Here is a 15,651-nt window from a genome sequence, read left to right on the forward strand (position 1 = left end):
CGTCGCTGGGCACCGGGCCGGCCTGGGGGCAGGCGTGAACCCGGAAAGACCTTGCCGTGAAAAGGGAAGAACCCTAGAAGGGCACCTGCGGGTTGCCGACGGCCGTACCGGGACGGCGCAGGCCCTCACGGGGCGGGCGGCAACGCAGGGGATCGGCGTGACGCAGGCCGACGGACGGCATGCCGGGGGTGGCCATCGATGTCATGTCGGCCTCCCCGGGAGAAGATGCGGTCCCGTCCCAGGCTAGGTAGCCGCGTTGATGGCGTCAATATGCGAGACGGCTTCTCGCAGTCAGTTTTACCTGATGATCACGGAGGAAGTGGGGGTTCGCGGTCAGGTCAGGTCAGCGCCGGGCGGCCGTCTACCAGGGTGGTCAGCACCTGGCCCTGGCGCAGCTCCTCGTCGTCGCAGGTGAGGGGGTTGACATCGAGGGCCACCAGGTCGGCGGGGCCGCCCGGCGACAGGTGGCCGCGGGTTCCGGTGATCGCGGCGGCGCCGGTGGTGAACAGGGTCAGGGCCTCGGCGGGGGTGATGGCCTGCGCCGGGCCGAGGGGGGTGCCGCGGCCCCGCACCCTGCGGGTGCGGGCCTGCCACATGCCGAAGAGCGGGGACATCGGTGGGCCCGGGCCGTCGCTGCCGCCCCCGACCAGGACCCCGGCGTCGAGCCAGGCGCGCAGCGGGTTGGCCTGAGCGGCTTCGGCCTCGCTGAGCCGGTCGATCAGGGCGGTGCCGAAGGCCCACTGCAGAGCGGGATGCGCGGAGACCGGCACACCGAGCCGGGCGGCCCGCGACAAGGCCGAACCGCTGGGGGAGAGGTAGCCGTGGATGATGTGGAATCCGGTGCCGCGGTAGGGCTGGTCGCCGGCCCAGTTCAGCACCTCGAGCACGTCGAGCAGGGCGTCGATCGCGGCGTCGCCGACCGCGTGCACCCCGACGCCGCGTCCGCCGAGCCCGGCCGAGCAGTGGGCGCGCAGCGTGTCCAGAGTGATGCTCTGGTTGCCGTGGTCCGGTTTCCCGGGGCCCGGCCAGGGGCTGGAGCGCCACGCGGTGCCCAGCGATCCGCCGCCGTCCAGGAAGAGTTTCGTGGGACCGGTGCGGAGCCGGCGGGGGTCGACCTCGTCGATGCCGGAAGTGCTGAGGAAGGAGGCGATCTCGAGGGGACTCACATCGTCCGAGCCGAGCGGCATGACCACGCAGCGCTGACCCAGCCAGCCCTCCTGCGCGGCGCTGATCCAGGCCGGGAGCTCGGCCAGGGTGACGGCCGGATCCATCGCGGTGGTGATGCCCTGGCGCAGCAGCTCGGCCTGGCCCAGCCGGATCCAGCGGACGCGGGTCTCGAGATCCGGTGCGGGTTGCACGTTCCGGACCAGGGCTACGGCGGGGTGCTCGATCAGCAGCCCGGTCACCCGTCCGGTGCGGTCACGGTGGATCCGTCCGCCGGCCGGATCCGGCGTGGTGGCGGTGATCCCGGCGTCGTGGAGCACCGGTGAACTGACGATCGCGTCGTGGCCCTTGCGGTCGAGCAGCACGCGGCGGCCGGGGCAGGCCCGGTCGAGGTCGGACCGGTCGGGCAGGCGCCCCTCGGCCAGGTCGATCGCCTCGAACTCGGCGTCGGCCTCGATCCAGCCCGCGTGGCCGGCGGCGAATTCGGCCAGCCGCCGCTCGATCTCCTGCACGCTGCGCACCTCGCCGAGGTCGCAACGGTCCTGACGCCGGCCGGCCCACAGCACGTGCACGTGGCTGTCGGTGAAGCCCGGCAGAACCGTTCCGGGCAGGTCGATCTCGCGTACCCGCCCACCGAGCTCGGCGCGCACCCATCCGCGTGACCCCCAGGACACGATCGCCCCGTCGCGCACGCCGATGGCCTCGACCCGGGCCGGCATCTCGTTCTCCGGGGCCAGCGTGTGGATGTCGCCGGTGATGAGGACGTCAGGCATGGGGCCGGGCACTCCGGGGGCTGGGAGGTGACAGTTCTAGAACTCTGGGGAGGTTTTGCATGATCACGAACAAGGGGGGTGTGTGTCAGGGCTGGTCGGGGCTGGTCAGGATTGTTCCTACTCCGTCGGCCCGGGGGTCGGCGGCGGCCGAGAGGCCGGCCCGGTTCAGGCGGCTGACCTGGACGTGCCCGGCGTCGTCGCGCTTGGTCACCGAGGTCACCACGGTCAGGCCCAGGTCGGCCGCGGCTGACGAGAGAGCTTGCGTACCGGGAACATCGGGCTCCAGCAGCAGGGTGGGGGAGGGCATTCCGAGGTCGCGGGAGCCGATCACCCAGCGCGGGCGGTCCAGGATGGCGCCCAGGTCGTCGGCCACCAGGGCGTCTTCCGCGACCTGGGAGAGGATCCAGGCCTGGGCCCGGCCACCCTGGCAGCCCAGGGCCATCACGGTGTCGCCGGCGACCGCGATCACCGGGCAGAGGGTGTGCGGGGGACGGGCGCCCGGCTGCACGCGGCCCGGGTGAGCGGGGTCGATGCTGAACGCGGAGCCCCGGTTGTGGAACACGATGCCGGTCTCGGGGTCGAGCAGACCGGAACCGAAGGTCTGGAACACGCTCTGGATCAGGGTGACCGCGGTGCCGTCAGACCCCACGGCGGTCACGGCCACGGTGTCGCCGGCCGGCTTGGGACCGGTCGGCAAGGCCTGCACGGAGGCGGCGGACGCACCCAGCAGCGCCTCCACGTCGATCGGGCCCTTCGCCGGGTCACCGAGCAGGGCGTCGCGCCGCAGCTCGGCCTCGCGGGCGGCGGCGAGCCGGCCGGCCGGCGGGGCGGCCAGCACGGCCAGCAGAGCCGCTCCCTGACTGGGCGGGGGAGCGACCGACCAGACCACGCCGTCCTTCGTCCGGGACAGCGGTTCGCCGACCTCGGCCCGGTGGGCGGCAAGGTCGGAGGCCCGCAGCGGACTGCCGAACCGCTCCAGTGCGGCCGCGACCCGCTCGGCGAGCGGGCCGGTGTAGAACGAGCGCCAGTCGCGGGCGATCTGCGTCAGAGTGCCCGCCAGGGCGGGCTGCACGAGAGGTGACCCGGCCGCCCGGGGCTCACCGTCGTCCTCAAGCACCAGGGCCGACAGACCCGGATCGGCGCGGACGACCGCGAGCCGGTCGATGGTGCCCCGCACCAGCCCGGGACTGACCGCGACCCCGTCCGCCGCCAGCCCGATCGCCGGTTGCAGCAGGTCGGACAGCGGCAACCGCGCGCCGAGCGAGGCGAGTTCGGCCCAGCCGGCCACGACCCCCGGCACCGTGATGGCCAGGGGGCCACCGGGCGGCATCCGGTCGAGGCCGGCGACGGACGCCGGGTCGAACGCGGAAGCTGCCGCACCGGCCGAGATCACCGCCCGCACGTCACCGGAGGGCCTGCGGATCAGGGCGATCAGGTCACCGCCCACCGAACACTGGTGCGGGTAGGCCACGGTCAGCGCGGCCGCGGCCGCGATCGCGGCGTCCACCGCCCCACCGCCGCCGGCGACCACCGTGCGGGCGGCCGCCACCGCGTCGGGGTGGGGTGCCGCGATCGCTACCTCAGGCATGGCGTGTCTCAGTCCCTCTCGATCAGGATGGCGCGCGTGAAAGCGCCGTCGGCGTCGACCAGTTTGGTCGGCAGACACACCAATTCGTACTCGCCCGGGGGTACCTCGTCCAGGTCGGCGTTCTCCAGGATGAGGACGCCGGCGTTCAGGAGGACGTGGTGGGAGTCCCAGGTGTCGGTGCGGGTGTGGTGCTCGAGGGTCATGTAGTCGGTGCCGATCAGCTCGACGCCGTGGTCGACCAGCCACTGCGAGGCGGCCGGGCCGACGCCGACCCAGGTCTGGGCCCGCTCGGTCTCCTTCAGCGGGCCGGCCGAGTTCGTGGTCTTCAGCAGTACCCGCCGGTGCCCGGCGACACCTGCGGCCTCCAGGTGCTCGGGGAGCACCTCACCCTCGACCTGGGTGCAGTCGGCGACGATGCACGGGCCGACCATCGAGTACAGCGACACCTGGTCGATGGGTGTGGCGCCGTCGACGAAGTGCGCGGGGGCATCGACGTGGGTGCCGGTGTGCGCGCCCAGGCGCCAGCGGGTCACGTTGCTCGCGTCGCCGTTCTCCAGCGACTCGACCACCTCGACCTCGGGCTTGCGGCCCCAGTGCAGCATCTTCGGGTGGATCGGCAGGGTGATGTCGTAGATCTTCATGCGGGAACGCCTTTCAGACGGTGGGCCGGTGGGTGGGGTCCGGCCAGGGCTCGGCGACGGCGGAGGCGACAGCCTTCGCGGTGGTCTGCACACAGCGGTCGAACTCCTCCTGGCCGTGCTCGGCATTGGCCTCCTGCACTTCACGGCCCCAGACGCCGGTGTCGCTGACCTGGTCCATCCGGTAGTCCCAGAACGAGTCCACGTCGACGTGCGAGGTGGCGCGCTCCATCCGTACCAGGTCGGGGTGCAGGTGCAGCATGACCGAGGTCTCGAAGAAGTTGGCGTGCATCAGGCCGCGCCCGAACTGCACCCGGCCGTTGACCTCCGGACCGGGGTACATGGTCACGTAGCCCAGGGCCCGCACCCGCGAGTCCTTGTGCCGCACGCGCAGTTTCTCGGCACTCACGTCGAGCGCGCCGTTGTTCCAGATGTGCCCGTTCAGCAGGATGAACTGCCGCACCCCGCTGGCGTGCAGCGAGTCGATCAGGTCTTCCATCACGGCGATCATCGTCTCGGGGCGCAGCGCGACGGTGCCCGGGAAGTCACCGTGCGAACCGGACACGCCGTAGGTGACCGGCGGCAGCACCGGCACACCGGTCTGCGCCGAGACCGCCTCGGCCACGGCCTGGCAGATCAGCGTGTCCACGGCCAGCGGGAGGTGCGGGCCGTGCTGCTCGACCGCACCGACCGGAATGATCACGGCGTCGGTGCGCTTCACCACCTCGCCGGCCTCGGGCGAGGTCTGGCGTTCCCAGAAAACCGGGCTGTTCATGCGTCCTCCATTGTGTTTTACCAGACCCGGCGCGACTTCTCGGGCAGCAGGTCGAGAGCCTGGTACGTCTCCAGGGTTTCGCCGGCGGTCACCCAGACCCGCGCGTGGGGGCTGTAGTCACTGATCAGCTCGCGGCACACACCGCAGGGCGCGATCACCCGGAAGTGGTCGGCCGGCTTGATCTGCACCGAGACCACGGCCTCGATGTCGAGCGCGCTGCCGTTGCTCAGCACCGTGCCGATGGCGATGCCCTCGGCGCAGATCGAGCTGCGCCGGCAGGAGCCCTCGACGTGCACGCCGGTGTGGATCTTCCCGTCCTGGGTGCGCAGGGCGGTGGCCACCTCGTGACGGCCGTGGACCCAGACCTTCTCGAGGAGGTCCTGGGCCTTCTCCAGCAGCTCCGTGTCCTGGGGGGACATGTCCCCGGCGGAAACCCGGATCACAGGCCGAGGATCTTCGCGAAGTTCCCGCCCTCGACCAGGGCGCGGTCGGCCTCGTCGGGGATCGCCTTGGCGATCTTGAAGCGCTCGAGGTCGAAGTCGGAGCCGGGCCATTCGCTGCCCAGCAGGATCTTCGATGCGCCGAGCCGGGCGTAGGCCCGCCGCACGTCGCTCATCAGGGTGGCGGAGGTCTCCAGGAACACGTGCGGCTGGCGCTCGGCCACGATGATCGCCTCGGGCACGTTCCAGACGGCACCCATGTGCGCGATGATCGTGGGCACGTCCGGGTGGTCCTTGGCGATCTCCTCGATGGCCAGCGGTGCGCAGAACGCGTCGTCGAGGGCGTTGATGAGCACGGGAAGACCCAGCTGCGCGCACTTCTCGAAGACCGGGTCGAGCAGACCGTGGTCGGCCACGTGGTAGCCGTGCATGCTCGGGTGCAGCTTCAGGCCCTTCAGCCCGGCCGCGGCGAACCGCTCGATCTCGTCCAGGGCGTTGTCGGCCTGCGGCATCACCTGGCCGAAACCGATGAACCGGGTGGGGTGCTTGCTCACCATGTCGATGAGGAAGTCGTTCTCGATGCGCTGGGCCAGCGAGCAGACCATGGCCATGTCGACGCCGGCGGCGTCCATCCGGGTGAGGATGCGCTGCGGGTCGAACGGCACGTAGGCCGGTGGCTTCTCACCGGGCTTGGCGCCGGTCAGGTAGTCGGAGCGGCCGCGGACGTCCTGGGTGGTGTTGTAGGCATCAATGATCAATGTCGGCGTGCTCCTTGGTCGTTTCCATACCGATGGTGTTCAAGGGACTCTGCTGGTTCAACGGAAAGTGACACCGGACGCTACGGCCCGGCTCGAGTTCCTGGAGCGCCGGCTGCTCGGTGCGGCACCGGTCGGTGACCTTCGGGCAGCGGCTGGAGAAGAGGCAACCGGGCGGGGGGTCGGCCGGGTCGGGCGGGTCGCCCTGCAGCTGCGCCTGACGGGGTTCGGCGGTGGCGGTCACCCGCGGCACCGAGGCCAGCAGGGCGGCGCTGTAGGGGTGTGCGGGGCCGGCGAAGAACCGGTCGCGCTCGGCGATCTCGATGATCTGCCCGAGATACATCACCGCCACCCGGTCGGCCAGCTGCCGCACCACACCCAGGTCGTGCGAGATGAACAGGCAGGTCAGCTTGCTCTCCTCGGTCAGGTCGGCGAGCAGGTTCACCACCTGGGCCTGGATCGAGACGTCGAGCGCCGAGACCGGCTCGTCGGCGACGATGAACTTCGGCGAGGGCGCCAGGGCCCGGGCGATCGCGATGCGCTGCCGCTGGCCGCCGGAGAACTCCCGGGGACGGCGGTGGCCGGCGTCGCGGCCCAGACCGACCAGTTCGAGCAGGTCACCGGCGCGTTCCTCGGCCTGCGCCCGGGTGGCGCCGCGGGCCCGCATCATCGGCTCGGCGATGATGTCGACGACCTTGCGGCGCGGGTTCAGCGAACCGAACGGGTCTTGGAAGATCATCTGCAGATCGGCCCAGACCGCCCGCAGCTGCGCGCCCTTCAGATGGGTGATGTCCAGCCCGAGGAAGTCGATGCGACCGGCCTGGGGCTCGATCGCCCGCAGCACAGCCCGGCCGAGACTGGATTTTCCGCAACCACTCTCGCCGACCAGGCCGAGCGTCTCGCCCTCGGAGATGGTCAGGTCGACGTCGCGCACGGCGCGCACGCGGCGCCCGCCGGGGCGGGTGTACTCCACACGCAGGCCGGTGAGCTCGAGCAGAGGGGTGGGTTTCATGCGGCACCAGCTCTCAGGGCGTTCTGCTTGGCCGTCGAGGTCAGGACACAGGCGTCGAGGTGGTCGGGGGCGGCGTCCCGCCGGATCAGCTCGGGTTGCACCGCGCAGGCGTCGTGCACGAACTCGCAGCGGGCGGCGAAGGCGCAGCCGTCAGGACGTTTCACGCCGGACAGCGGGCTGCCCTTGATCGCGGCCAGCCGGCGCGGCCGGGGGCCGTCGATCCGGGGCATCGAGTTGAGCAGGCCGATCGTGTACGGGTGCTGGGGGGAGTTGAGCACCTCGTCGCGGGTGCCCACCTCCACGATGCGCCCGGCGTACATCACGGCGATCCGGTCGGCGACCTCGGCGACCACGCCCAGGTCGTGGGTGATGAGCACGATGGCGCTGCCGTGCTCGGCCTGCATGCGCTTGAGCAGGGCCAGCACCTGGGCCTGGATGGTCACGTCGAGCGCGGTGGTGGGCTCGTCGGCGATCAGCACGCCCGGGTCGTTCGCCAGGGCGATGGCGATCATCACGCGCTGGCGCATACCGCCGGAGAGCTGGTGCGGGTAGGCCCGGGCGCTCTGCTGCGGGTTGGGGATACCGACGTCGCCGAGCAGACTCTGCGCCTTCTTCAGGGCCTCGGCCCTGGAGATCTTCTGGTGCTGCCGGATCATCTCGGCGACCTGCTTGCCGACGCGCTGTACCGGGTTCAGCGCGGCCAGCGCGTCCTGGAACACCACGGCGAGGTCGGCGCCCCGGATGGTCTGCAGCTGCTTCAGGCTCGCCGCCACCAGGTCGGTGCCCCGGAAGTCGGCGGTGCCCGAGATGTGCGTGCGGGGGCCGCGGTTCAGTCCGGTCAGACCCATGGTGAGGGCCGACTTGCCGGAGCCGGACTCACCGACCAGGGCCAGCAGCTCACCGGCGCGCAGATCCAGGCTGACGCCGTTCACGGCCGGCAGTCGGCCCGAGGGCACGTCGAACTCGACCTTGAGGTCCCGGATGCGCAGGACGGTCTCGCTCATAGGGCTCTCACGGCCTCGTCGATGAGTTCCACCACCCGGCCGGGGCTGACCTGGGGCACGGAGTGGCTGCCGGGCACGTCGTAGGTGACGGCCTCCATCCGCGCGGCCATGTCCCGCTGGGTGTCGGTGCGCAGCGTCTTGTCCTGGGCCGCGACCAGGTACCAGCGCGGTAGGTCACGCCAGGCGGCGGCCGGGGCCTTCTGCTCGAAGATGGCGTTGGCGCTGGGCCGACTGTCGCTCTTCCACAGCACGCGCATCTCCGGGGAGACGTCCGGGTTGATCTCGGCCCAGTACTCCGGGGTGTCCGCCGACGTCCACTCGCCGTTCGGGCCGCGCAGCATGTGCTTGGAGACCTCGGCCGGGGGATAGCGCACCAGGATGTCCTGGATCGACTCACCGGTGTCGGGACCCCAGGCAGCCACGTAGACCAGGCCGCGCACCCGGGGATGCACCCCGGCGCCGCCGATCACCGCGCCCCCGTAGGAGTGACCCACCAGCAGCACGTCGCCGGTGGTGTGCTCGTCGATCCAGGCGGTGGTGGTGGCGACATCGTCCAGGAGCGACGTCATCGGGTTCGTCACCGCGCTGACGGCGTAACCGCTCTCCTCCAGCAGCGGGAGGACCCGGGCCCAGGTCTTCGGGGTTCCACCGGCGCCGTGCACCAGAACGATTTCGATTGCGGGCATGTCAGCTCTCTCCCAGCCGTGGGTCCAGCACCAGGTACAGGATGTCGACGGCCGCATTGACCAGTGTGAACAGCAGGGCGATCGCCAGCGCGGCGCCCTGCACGACCGGGTAGTCGCGCTGCAGCACCGCGTCCACGAGCAGCACGCCGACCCCCGGGTAGGAGAAGACCGTCTCGGTGACGGTGGAACCGCCCAGCAACGTGCCGAACTGGAGCCCGAGCACGGTGATGATGGGCAGCGAGGCGTTGCGCAGCACGTGCCGGCGCACCACCTGGTTCTCGTCCAGGCCCTTCATCTGGGCGGTGCGGACGAAGTCGTCGCCCAGCACCTCCAGCACGCTCGCGCGCACGATGCGGGTGATGAATCCGGCGGTGGACAGCGCCAGGGTGGACGCGGGCAGGATCAGGTGCTGCAGCCAGGGCCAGATCAGCTCGGGCCGGTCCTGGAGCATCGCGTCGAGGAGCACGAAGTTGGTCAGGGGCTGGTAGCTCAGCTGGTTCGGCACCCGGCCGATCACCGGGAGCCAGCCCAGCCAGACGCCGAACACCACGATGCCGAGCACGCCCAGGGCGAACCAGGGAAGGCTGAAGGTGACCGTGGCGGCGGCCCGGGTGGTGGTGTCGACCCAGGTGTCCTTGCGCAGCGCCGCCCACAGCCCGGTGATGCCGCCCAGGACGACCGCGATCAGCATGGCCGCCACGGTCAGCTCGATGGTGGCGGGCAGGGCGTTGCCGATCAGCGTGAGGACGTCGTTGCCACCGAAGTAGGACGCGCCGAAGTCGCCGGTCACCAGGTCGCGCAGGTAGATCAGATACTGCTGCGGGAGGGACTTGTCCAGACCGAGGTTGGCGCTGATCTCGGCGGCGTTGGCGGTGAGCTGGGCGGCGCTCTGGTCGGTCGAGCCGCCCCCCGCCAGGCTCGTGGCGGGGGATCCGGGCAGCAGCCGCAGGGCGACGAAGACGAGGGTCGCCAGGGCCCACAGCACCAGGGGGATGGTGAGCAGGCGCAGGGCGATCATGCGCGGCAGGCCGCCCAGGCTGCGCCGGGGCGGTTTACGGGCCGCCACGGTGGTGGTCGTCATGAGAGCCCCCGCGGGTCGAGTGCGTCGCGCAGGTCGTCACCGGCGAAGTTGCAGGCGACGACGAAGATCAGGGTGGCCAGGGCCGGCAGCAGGGTCAGGGACGGCGTGGTCAGCACGAACTCCTGCCCGGCCTGCACCATGTTTCCCCAGTCCGGCGTCGAGGCCGGGATACCCAGGCCGAGGTACGACAGACCGGCCGCGAAGCCGGCGGCGATGGAGAGAGTCATGACCACCTGGGCCAGCATCGTGCCGGCGATGTTCGGCAGGATCTCCTGGAGCATGATGCGCGGACCGCGGGCACCCCCGAGTTTCGAGGCCAGCACGTAGTCCCGGGCCGCCTCCCGGGCGCTCAGGGCCCGGGCGAGCCGGGCCAGACCCGGCGCCAGCGAGATGCCGATGCCGATCACCAGCGTCGTCGTCCCCGCCCCGGCCCCCGCGACCAGCAGGATGATGAGCAGGATCGAGGGGAAGGCCAGTGCCAGGTCGACCAGCCGCATCACGGTCGCGTCGACCAGGCCACCGAAGTAGCCCGCCGCCAGACCGATCAGCGTGCCGATGAAGGTCGCCAGCGCGGTCGCCAGCACCGCCACGGTCAGCAGCGGCCGGGCGCCGTGCACGAGCCGGGCCAGTTCGTCGCGGCCCAGGTCGTCGGTGCCGAGCAGGTGCCCGCTGCTGCCGACCGGCAGCAGCGGGCTGTTGCTCTGACGTAGCGGGTCGGCGCTGATCAGGAACGGCCCGATCAGCGCGACCAGCACGAAGAACGCCAGCACCAGCCACGACACGGCAGACAGCCAGTTCGTGGCAATGGTGCGGTTTCTCAGAAGATCAGACACTCGCCTTCTCCATGAAGCACCGGTGGTTGCCGAGGGCGTTCGAGTTGAAGCCCTTCACTCCGGCGCCGCTGACCACCGGGTTGGTGGAGTAGCCCAGCATCACGAGCACCATGTACTTCTCGGCCCAGCGACGCTGGATGTCCGTGTACTTGGCGGTGCGCTCGGCGCCGTCGGGCAGGTTCTTGGCCTCGTAGAGGTCGTCCTCGAACGCGTCCGCACCGTCCAGACTCGCGAAACCGGTGGCGAAGTCGCCGTACACGCCGGACGGTTTGGCCATCGCGCCGATCATGTTGTCCGGGTCGGGCACATACGAGTTGCGCTCCCAGATCATCAGGTCGTGGTAGTCGTCCTCCGGGTCGATGACGCGACCGAAGTACGTGGCCGGGTCGACCGAATCGACCTCGACCTTGAGGCCCAGGTCGGTCAGGTTCTGCTCGACGATCTGCGCGGCCTTGGGGTGCCAGCTGTCGCTCGCCGCCATCAGCTTCACCGTGCGGCCTTCGGCGCCGGCCCCCTTCAGCAGTTCCTTGGCCTTGGCCATGTCCTGCGTGCTGAGATCCTTCAGCGAGGCGTCGTAGCCGTTCTGCGAGGGCGGGATGGTGTAGCCGTCGGGCGTCTGGCCCTTGCCGAAGAACGCCTGCGAGACAATGGCGTTGCGGTCGATCGCGAGGTTGATGGCCTGGCGCACCTCGAGCTCGGGGATGCGGCGCGCGTCGACCATCATGATCGCGTCGAAGCCGAGCGAGGTGTCGTACACCGTCACCGCGTCGTTCTTGGCCAGCGAGGCCAGCGACGAGTAGGGCGTGAACTGGGTGGCCGAGATGTCGCCCGAGATCAGCGAACTCACAATGGTGGACGGGTCGGTCACCTGCTGCAGAACGAGTCGGTCGATCGGGGGGCGGCCCAGGCGGAAGTCGTCGAACGCCTCCAGCACCACGGACTGTCCCGAGGTGGACGACACGAACTTGAACGGGCCGGTACCGACCAGGCCCTTGCCGATGTCCGCGCCCTTCTCCTTCAGCGCCGCGCTGGAGATGATCCGGCCGCCGATGTCGGACAGGCGCGACAGCACGGTGCGGTCGGGCTTGAGCAGCACCATGACGACGGTCAGGTCGTCCTTGGCCTTGAGTGACTTCACGTTCGCGCCCAGGCTGTTCAGCGGGCGGGACGCGCCGTCGGGGAGGGTCTTGTCCTTCTCGTCGAACTGCCGGTTCAGGCTGGCCAGCACGTCGGCCGAGGTGAACGTGGTGCCGTCGTGGAACGTGACGCCGCTGCGCAGCTTGAACGTGTAGGTGAGCTGGTCGTCCGAGATCTCCCAGGACTCCGCCAGGTCGGGCTGCGGGGTGTTGTCCTCGAAGGAGATGAAGGTCAGGCCGCGGCAGATGCAGTCGACCGCCATCCAGTCGCCCAGGGTGGTGTAGAAGGCGGGATCGTTGACCGCGCTGGTGCCGTCAATGGCCATGGTCAGGGTGCCGCCCTTCTGGGCGCTCCCCGAATCCTTGTCGTCGTCGGCGGCCACGCCGCACGCCGAGAGCAGGCCGCTGAGGCCGAACGTCATTCCCATACCCAGCAGTCCGGCACCGCGGAGCATGGTGCGACGGGAGACGTCGGGGGTTTCCGGCGAGGGCTGGGGTGCGGCGGAGGTGGGGCGCGGCATGGGGAGCTCCTACGAGACGGGCAGGTCGGCAGGGGGGTCGCTGGATAGCAATCGTCGTAGATTGGATCCATCTAGAAGTGGAACGTATCCTGAATGGGTCAGCGCGTCTAGGGTGGCCGGTGGATGCACGGAGTTGTTTCACCTGGGTAAAGGCTCGTGGTGCGGGGTGTTTCGTCGGCCGGGGTGAGGGTGTGCCCTCGCGGCCCCGTCCGTGGGCCGGTCATTCCCGAGCCGTAGGCCGGGAGGTGGATCTTGCCCTGGGGTGTAGCGGACTTTCGCGACAATTGCGATAACAGGCTGTGCAGCGCCGATGAGATGGCTGCCGGCCCCGTGGCTCCCGTGACCGGGGAAGATCCGTGCGCCCAGGCCGCACGGATCTTCCCCGGTCGGCCGATCTCAGGCGGCGGCGAGCGGGGTGACCGCGCCGCCACCGAACCGGCCGAGCAGTTTCTGGGCGCCGTGCAGGAAGAGGGTGGCGCCGACGCCGACGCCGACGCCGACCCGCAGGCCGAGGAGCCTTCGCGACATGGTGGTACTCCTTGCTCTCGCCCGGCTCCCCGGGCGTCGGCGCTGTCACCCGGGCACCGGATGTGGTTCAACGCTGGATTGTTTCCCGGCGAACGGAATGAGTCGAGAGCAGTACCTGGCGAAATGCCCCGTACGCCGGTGCGGGATACCTCTCACCGAGACTGGATCTCCTGGCGGATCCGGTCCCAGGGCAGTCCCTGCTCCCGGCGCGGCGAGCGCAGCGGCCAGATGTCCTCACCCGTCATCACCCGCACGCCGGCCGATCGCAGGGTCGCGACGTGCCCGTCCCAGGCCGGGTGCCGGGTGTGGCCCAGGTTGATGCAGGGGAACACCACCACCGGCACGTCCTCGCGGCCGATCATCTCGTTGGCCACGGTCATCGCCTGGTTGTCGCTGATCGCCAGGGCGAGTTTGGCCACCGCGTTCGCCGTGGCCGGCACGACCGCACAGACGTCCGGTTCCGGGTGTGGCCGGGGGCGTCCGGGCAGACGGGTCTCCCAGCGCACCGGCAGCCCGGTGAGCGACTCCAGACGGGACGCCTCGCCGTCGTCCGTGAGCCAGGTGCCCGCGGTGGGGGTCAGCGTGATCGCGACCCGCCAGCCGGCCTCGACGAGCGGTGTCACGAGATGTGGCCGCAGTCCGGCGATCCCGCCGGCGGCGCAGGCCACCAGGCTCAGGACTCTTCCGTCAGCCACGGTGCCCGCCCCCCTTTATTGAGGACGACCACGAGCTTCCGGGGTCGAGGTCGGGTCGGTCGGGGGCGGGGAGGGTCGGCATGATCACGGGAAAGGTTTGCATGATCCCGGACAGAAGCTTCTGCCGTACGGAAGCTTCTGTCCGGGATCAGGCACACCTCTCCCGGGTCTCCGGGCCGGGAGATGCCCTCACGGCGCGGTTCAGCTGTCCCAGCGGAACCAGCGGACGGTCGCGGCGGTACCGGCCACGGTCCAGGCGGCCAGGACGAGGAGGTCGCGCCAGGGCCAGTCGCCGTGGGCCAGGGTGGTGCGCAGACCGTCGCCGAGAGCGCCGGAGGGCAGCCAGCGCACCACATCGCCGAGGGGACCGAGCTGGTCGGGGGCCAGCACCACACCACCGCCGGCGAGCAGCAGCACCCAGATCAGGTTGGCGGCCGCGAGAACGGCCTCCGCGCGCAGGGTTCCGGCCAGCAGCAGGCCGATGCTGACGAACGCGGCCGAGCCCAGCAGCCCGACGACCAGGGCCGGCAGCAGGCCCGCGAGGGAGGGGTGCCAGCCCAGCAACAGGCCCACGGCGCCCAGTAGCACCACCTGGATCGCGGAGACCACGGCGACAGCGCCCAGCCGCCCGGCGATCAGGCCGGAACGACCCAGGGGAGTGGTGCCGAGCAGGCGCAGCAGCCCGGCTCGGCGGTCGAAGCCGGTGCTGATGGCCTGGCCGGTGAACGACGTGGAGATCAGGGCCAGGGCCAGCACCCCGGGCGTGGCCAGGTCGATACGACGGCCCGCGCCCAGATCGACGACGCCGCTCTTCGCCAGACCGGCCAGCACGAACAGCGGCAGGACGACGGTCAGCAGCAGCTGCTCGCCGTTGCGGAGCATGGCGCCCGCGTCGAACCTGGTCTGCGCCAGCACCCGGCGCAGCACCGGGGCGGCCCGGTCGGCGCCGGTCTCACGCACCGAGGTCTGGGATCCGGGCACGGTCATCCCGATCGCGCTCACGCCCCGATCACCTCGGTCGTGGCCTCGGTCTGCCGGGCCGCGATCTCCAGGAACACATCTTCCAGACTCCTGCGGCCGAGCACCAGGCCCTCGGGCATGAACCCGAGCCGGGCGCACCACGTGGTGGTGGCGGCGACGTCGGCCGGCAGCAGATGGGCCTCCGGGGTGCGGTTGGCGACGACGTAGCTCCCGGGACGCACCTCGGTGGCGGCGATCCCGGCGGAGAGCAGGGGATCCAGCTCGGCCAGGTCCAGACCGGGTGGGCCCCCGAAGGTCAGGGTGTGGTCACTGCCTCCGGTCAGCTCGCGCGGGGTGCCCGCGGCGACGACCCGGCCGGCGGCCATCAGGACGACGTGGTCGGCGAGCCGCTCGGCCTCGTCCAGCAGGTGGGTGGTGAGCACGACGGCGACGCCCGAGCGGCGCAGTCCGCCGATCAGGTCCCAGACCGCGAGCCGGGCCTGCGGATCGAGACCGGCGGTGGGCTCGTCCAGGAACGCCACGTCCGGGCGGCCGACCAGGGCCACGGCCAGGGCCAGGCGCTGGCGCTCGCCACCGGACAGGCGCCGGACGGGGGTGCGCAGGCGTGACCCCAGGTCGAGCGTGGCCACGAGCTGCGGAACGTCGAGGGGCCGGGCGTACATCGCCGCCGCCAGGGAGAGCACATCGGCGGCCCGCGCGGCCTGGGGCAGGCCGCCGTCCTGGAGCATGACGCCCACCCGGGGCCGCAGCCAGGCGCCGTCCGTGGCCGGATCGCGACCGAGGACCCGCACCGTGCCGCCGTCGGGGCGGCGCAGCCCTTCGCAGCACTCGACGGTGCTCGTCTTACCGGCGCCGTTGAGGCCGAGCACGGCGGTCACCGCACCCGCGGCCGCGGTGAACGTCGCACCGTCGACGGCGACCTTCGAGCCGTAGCGCTTCACCAGCCCGGTCACCTCGACGGCGGCGGGACCTGCGGGTGGCGCGGATGTTCCTGGCACACCTCCACCATAGGGAAGTGCGGCGGGTCCTTCGGCACGACCC

At 71.0% G+C, this 15,651-nt stretch carries 17 protein-coding genes; all 17 read right to left on the reverse strand.

Annotated elements, in window-relative coordinates; all coding sequences use genetic code 11:
- Positions 1–73 precede the first annotated feature (73 nt).
- On the reverse strand, positions 74–205 hold the full coding sequence (locus tag QSK05_RS24540) for a hypothetical protein (protein ID WP_285599665.1): 132 nt from the start codon (positions 203–205) through the stop codon (positions 74–76).
- Positions 206–338: 133 nt separating this feature from the next.
- A complete protein-coding gene (locus tag QSK05_RS24545; protein ID WP_285599666.1) occupies positions 339–1,937 on the reverse strand; it encodes an amidohydrolase in 1,599 nt (532 codons plus the stop codon).
- Between the two features lie 85 nt (positions 1,938–2,022).
- Complete coding sequence (locus tag QSK05_RS24550; protein ID WP_285599667.1) at positions 2,023–3,525, reverse strand: gamma-glutamyltransferase; 1,503 nt, start codon at positions 3,523–3,525, stop codon at positions 2,023–2,025.
- An 8-nt stretch (positions 3,526–3,533) separates the two neighbouring features.
- On the reverse strand, positions 3,534–4,166 hold the full coding sequence (locus tag QSK05_RS24555; protein ID WP_285599668.1) for a cyclase family protein: 633 nt from the start codon (positions 4,164–4,166) through the stop codon (positions 3,534–3,536).
- A gap of 13 nt (positions 4,167–4,179) precedes the next feature.
- Complete coding sequence (locus tag QSK05_RS24560) at positions 4,180–4,938, reverse strand: creatininase family protein (protein WP_285599669.1); 759 nt, start codon at positions 4,936–4,938, stop codon at positions 4,180–4,182.
- Positions 4,939–4,955: 17 nt separating this feature from the next.
- Positions 4,956–5,381, reverse strand: a complete 426-nt coding sequence (locus QSK05_RS24565) for a cytidine/deoxycytidylate deaminase family protein (protein WP_285599670.1) — start codon at positions 5,379–5,381, stop codon at positions 4,956–4,958.
- A complete protein-coding gene (locus QSK05_RS24570) occupies positions 5,378–6,136 on the reverse strand; it encodes an amidohydrolase family protein (protein ID WP_285599671.1) in 759 nt (252 codons plus the stop codon). The genes QSK05_RS24565 and QSK05_RS24570 overlap by 4 nt, the downstream gene beginning before the upstream one ends.
- Positions 6,126–7,145 carry an ABC transporter ATP-binding protein gene (locus QSK05_RS24575; protein WP_285599672.1) on the reverse strand — a complete coding sequence of 340 codons (1,020 nt, stop codon included), beginning with the start codon at positions 7,143–7,145 and terminating at the stop codon, positions 6,126–6,128. The genes QSK05_RS24570 and QSK05_RS24575 overlap by 11 nt, the downstream gene beginning before the upstream one ends.
- Positions 7,142–8,149, reverse strand: a complete 1,008-nt coding sequence (locus QSK05_RS24580; protein ID WP_285599673.1) for an ABC transporter ATP-binding protein — start codon at positions 8,147–8,149, stop codon at positions 7,142–7,144. Before QSK05_RS24580 ends, QSK05_RS24575 begins: the two co-directional genes overlap by 4 nt.
- Complete coding sequence (locus tag QSK05_RS24585) at positions 8,146–8,835, reverse strand: alpha/beta hydrolase (RefSeq protein ID WP_285599674.1); 690 nt, start codon at positions 8,833–8,835, stop codon at positions 8,146–8,148. The genes QSK05_RS24580 and QSK05_RS24585 overlap by 4 nt, the downstream gene beginning before the upstream one ends.
- A gap of 1 nt (position 8,836) precedes the next feature.
- Positions 8,837–9,916, reverse strand: a complete 1,080-nt coding sequence (locus QSK05_RS24590) for an ABC transporter permease (RefSeq protein WP_285599675.1) — start codon at positions 9,914–9,916, stop codon at positions 8,837–8,839.
- Positions 9,913–10,749, reverse strand: coding sequence for an ABC transporter permease (locus QSK05_RS24595; RefSeq protein WP_285599676.1), 837 nt, complete (start codon positions 10,747–10,749; stop codon positions 9,913–9,915). The genes QSK05_RS24590 and QSK05_RS24595 overlap by 4 nt, the downstream gene beginning before the upstream one ends.
- On the reverse strand, positions 10,742–12,406 hold the full coding sequence (locus QSK05_RS24600) for an ABC transporter substrate-binding protein (protein ID WP_285599677.1): 1,665 nt from the start codon (positions 12,404–12,406) through the stop codon (positions 10,742–10,744). The genes QSK05_RS24595 and QSK05_RS24600 overlap by 8 nt, the downstream gene beginning before the upstream one ends.
- A gap of 396 nt (positions 12,407–12,802) precedes the next feature.
- Positions 12,803–12,934: a hypothetical protein gene (locus QSK05_RS24605; protein WP_285599678.1), complete on the reverse strand. Its 132-nt coding sequence runs from the start codon at positions 12,932–12,934 to the stop codon at positions 12,803–12,805.
- A gap of 152 nt (positions 12,935–13,086) precedes the next feature.
- Positions 13,087–13,629 (reverse strand): flavoprotein, encoded by a 543-nt coding sequence (locus tag QSK05_RS24610; RefSeq protein ID WP_285599679.1) that lies wholly within the window; start codon positions 13,627–13,629, stop codon positions 13,087–13,089.
- A 201-nt stretch (positions 13,630–13,830) separates the two neighbouring features.
- A complete protein-coding gene (locus tag QSK05_RS24615; RefSeq protein ID WP_285599680.1) occupies positions 13,831–14,631 on the reverse strand; it encodes an ABC transporter permease in 801 nt (266 codons plus the stop codon).
- Positions 14,628–15,608, reverse strand: coding sequence for an ABC transporter ATP-binding protein (locus QSK05_RS24620; RefSeq protein WP_285599681.1), 981 nt, complete (start codon positions 15,606–15,608; stop codon positions 14,628–14,630). The genes QSK05_RS24615 and QSK05_RS24620 overlap by 4 nt, the downstream gene beginning before the upstream one ends.
- Positions 15,609–15,651: the final 43 nt, after the last annotated feature.

The sequence above is a fragment of the Kineosporia sp. NBRC 101731 genome (assembly GCF_030269305.1).
Classification (GTDB): Bacteria; Actinomycetota; Actinomycetes; order Actinomycetales; family Kineosporiaceae; genus Kineosporia.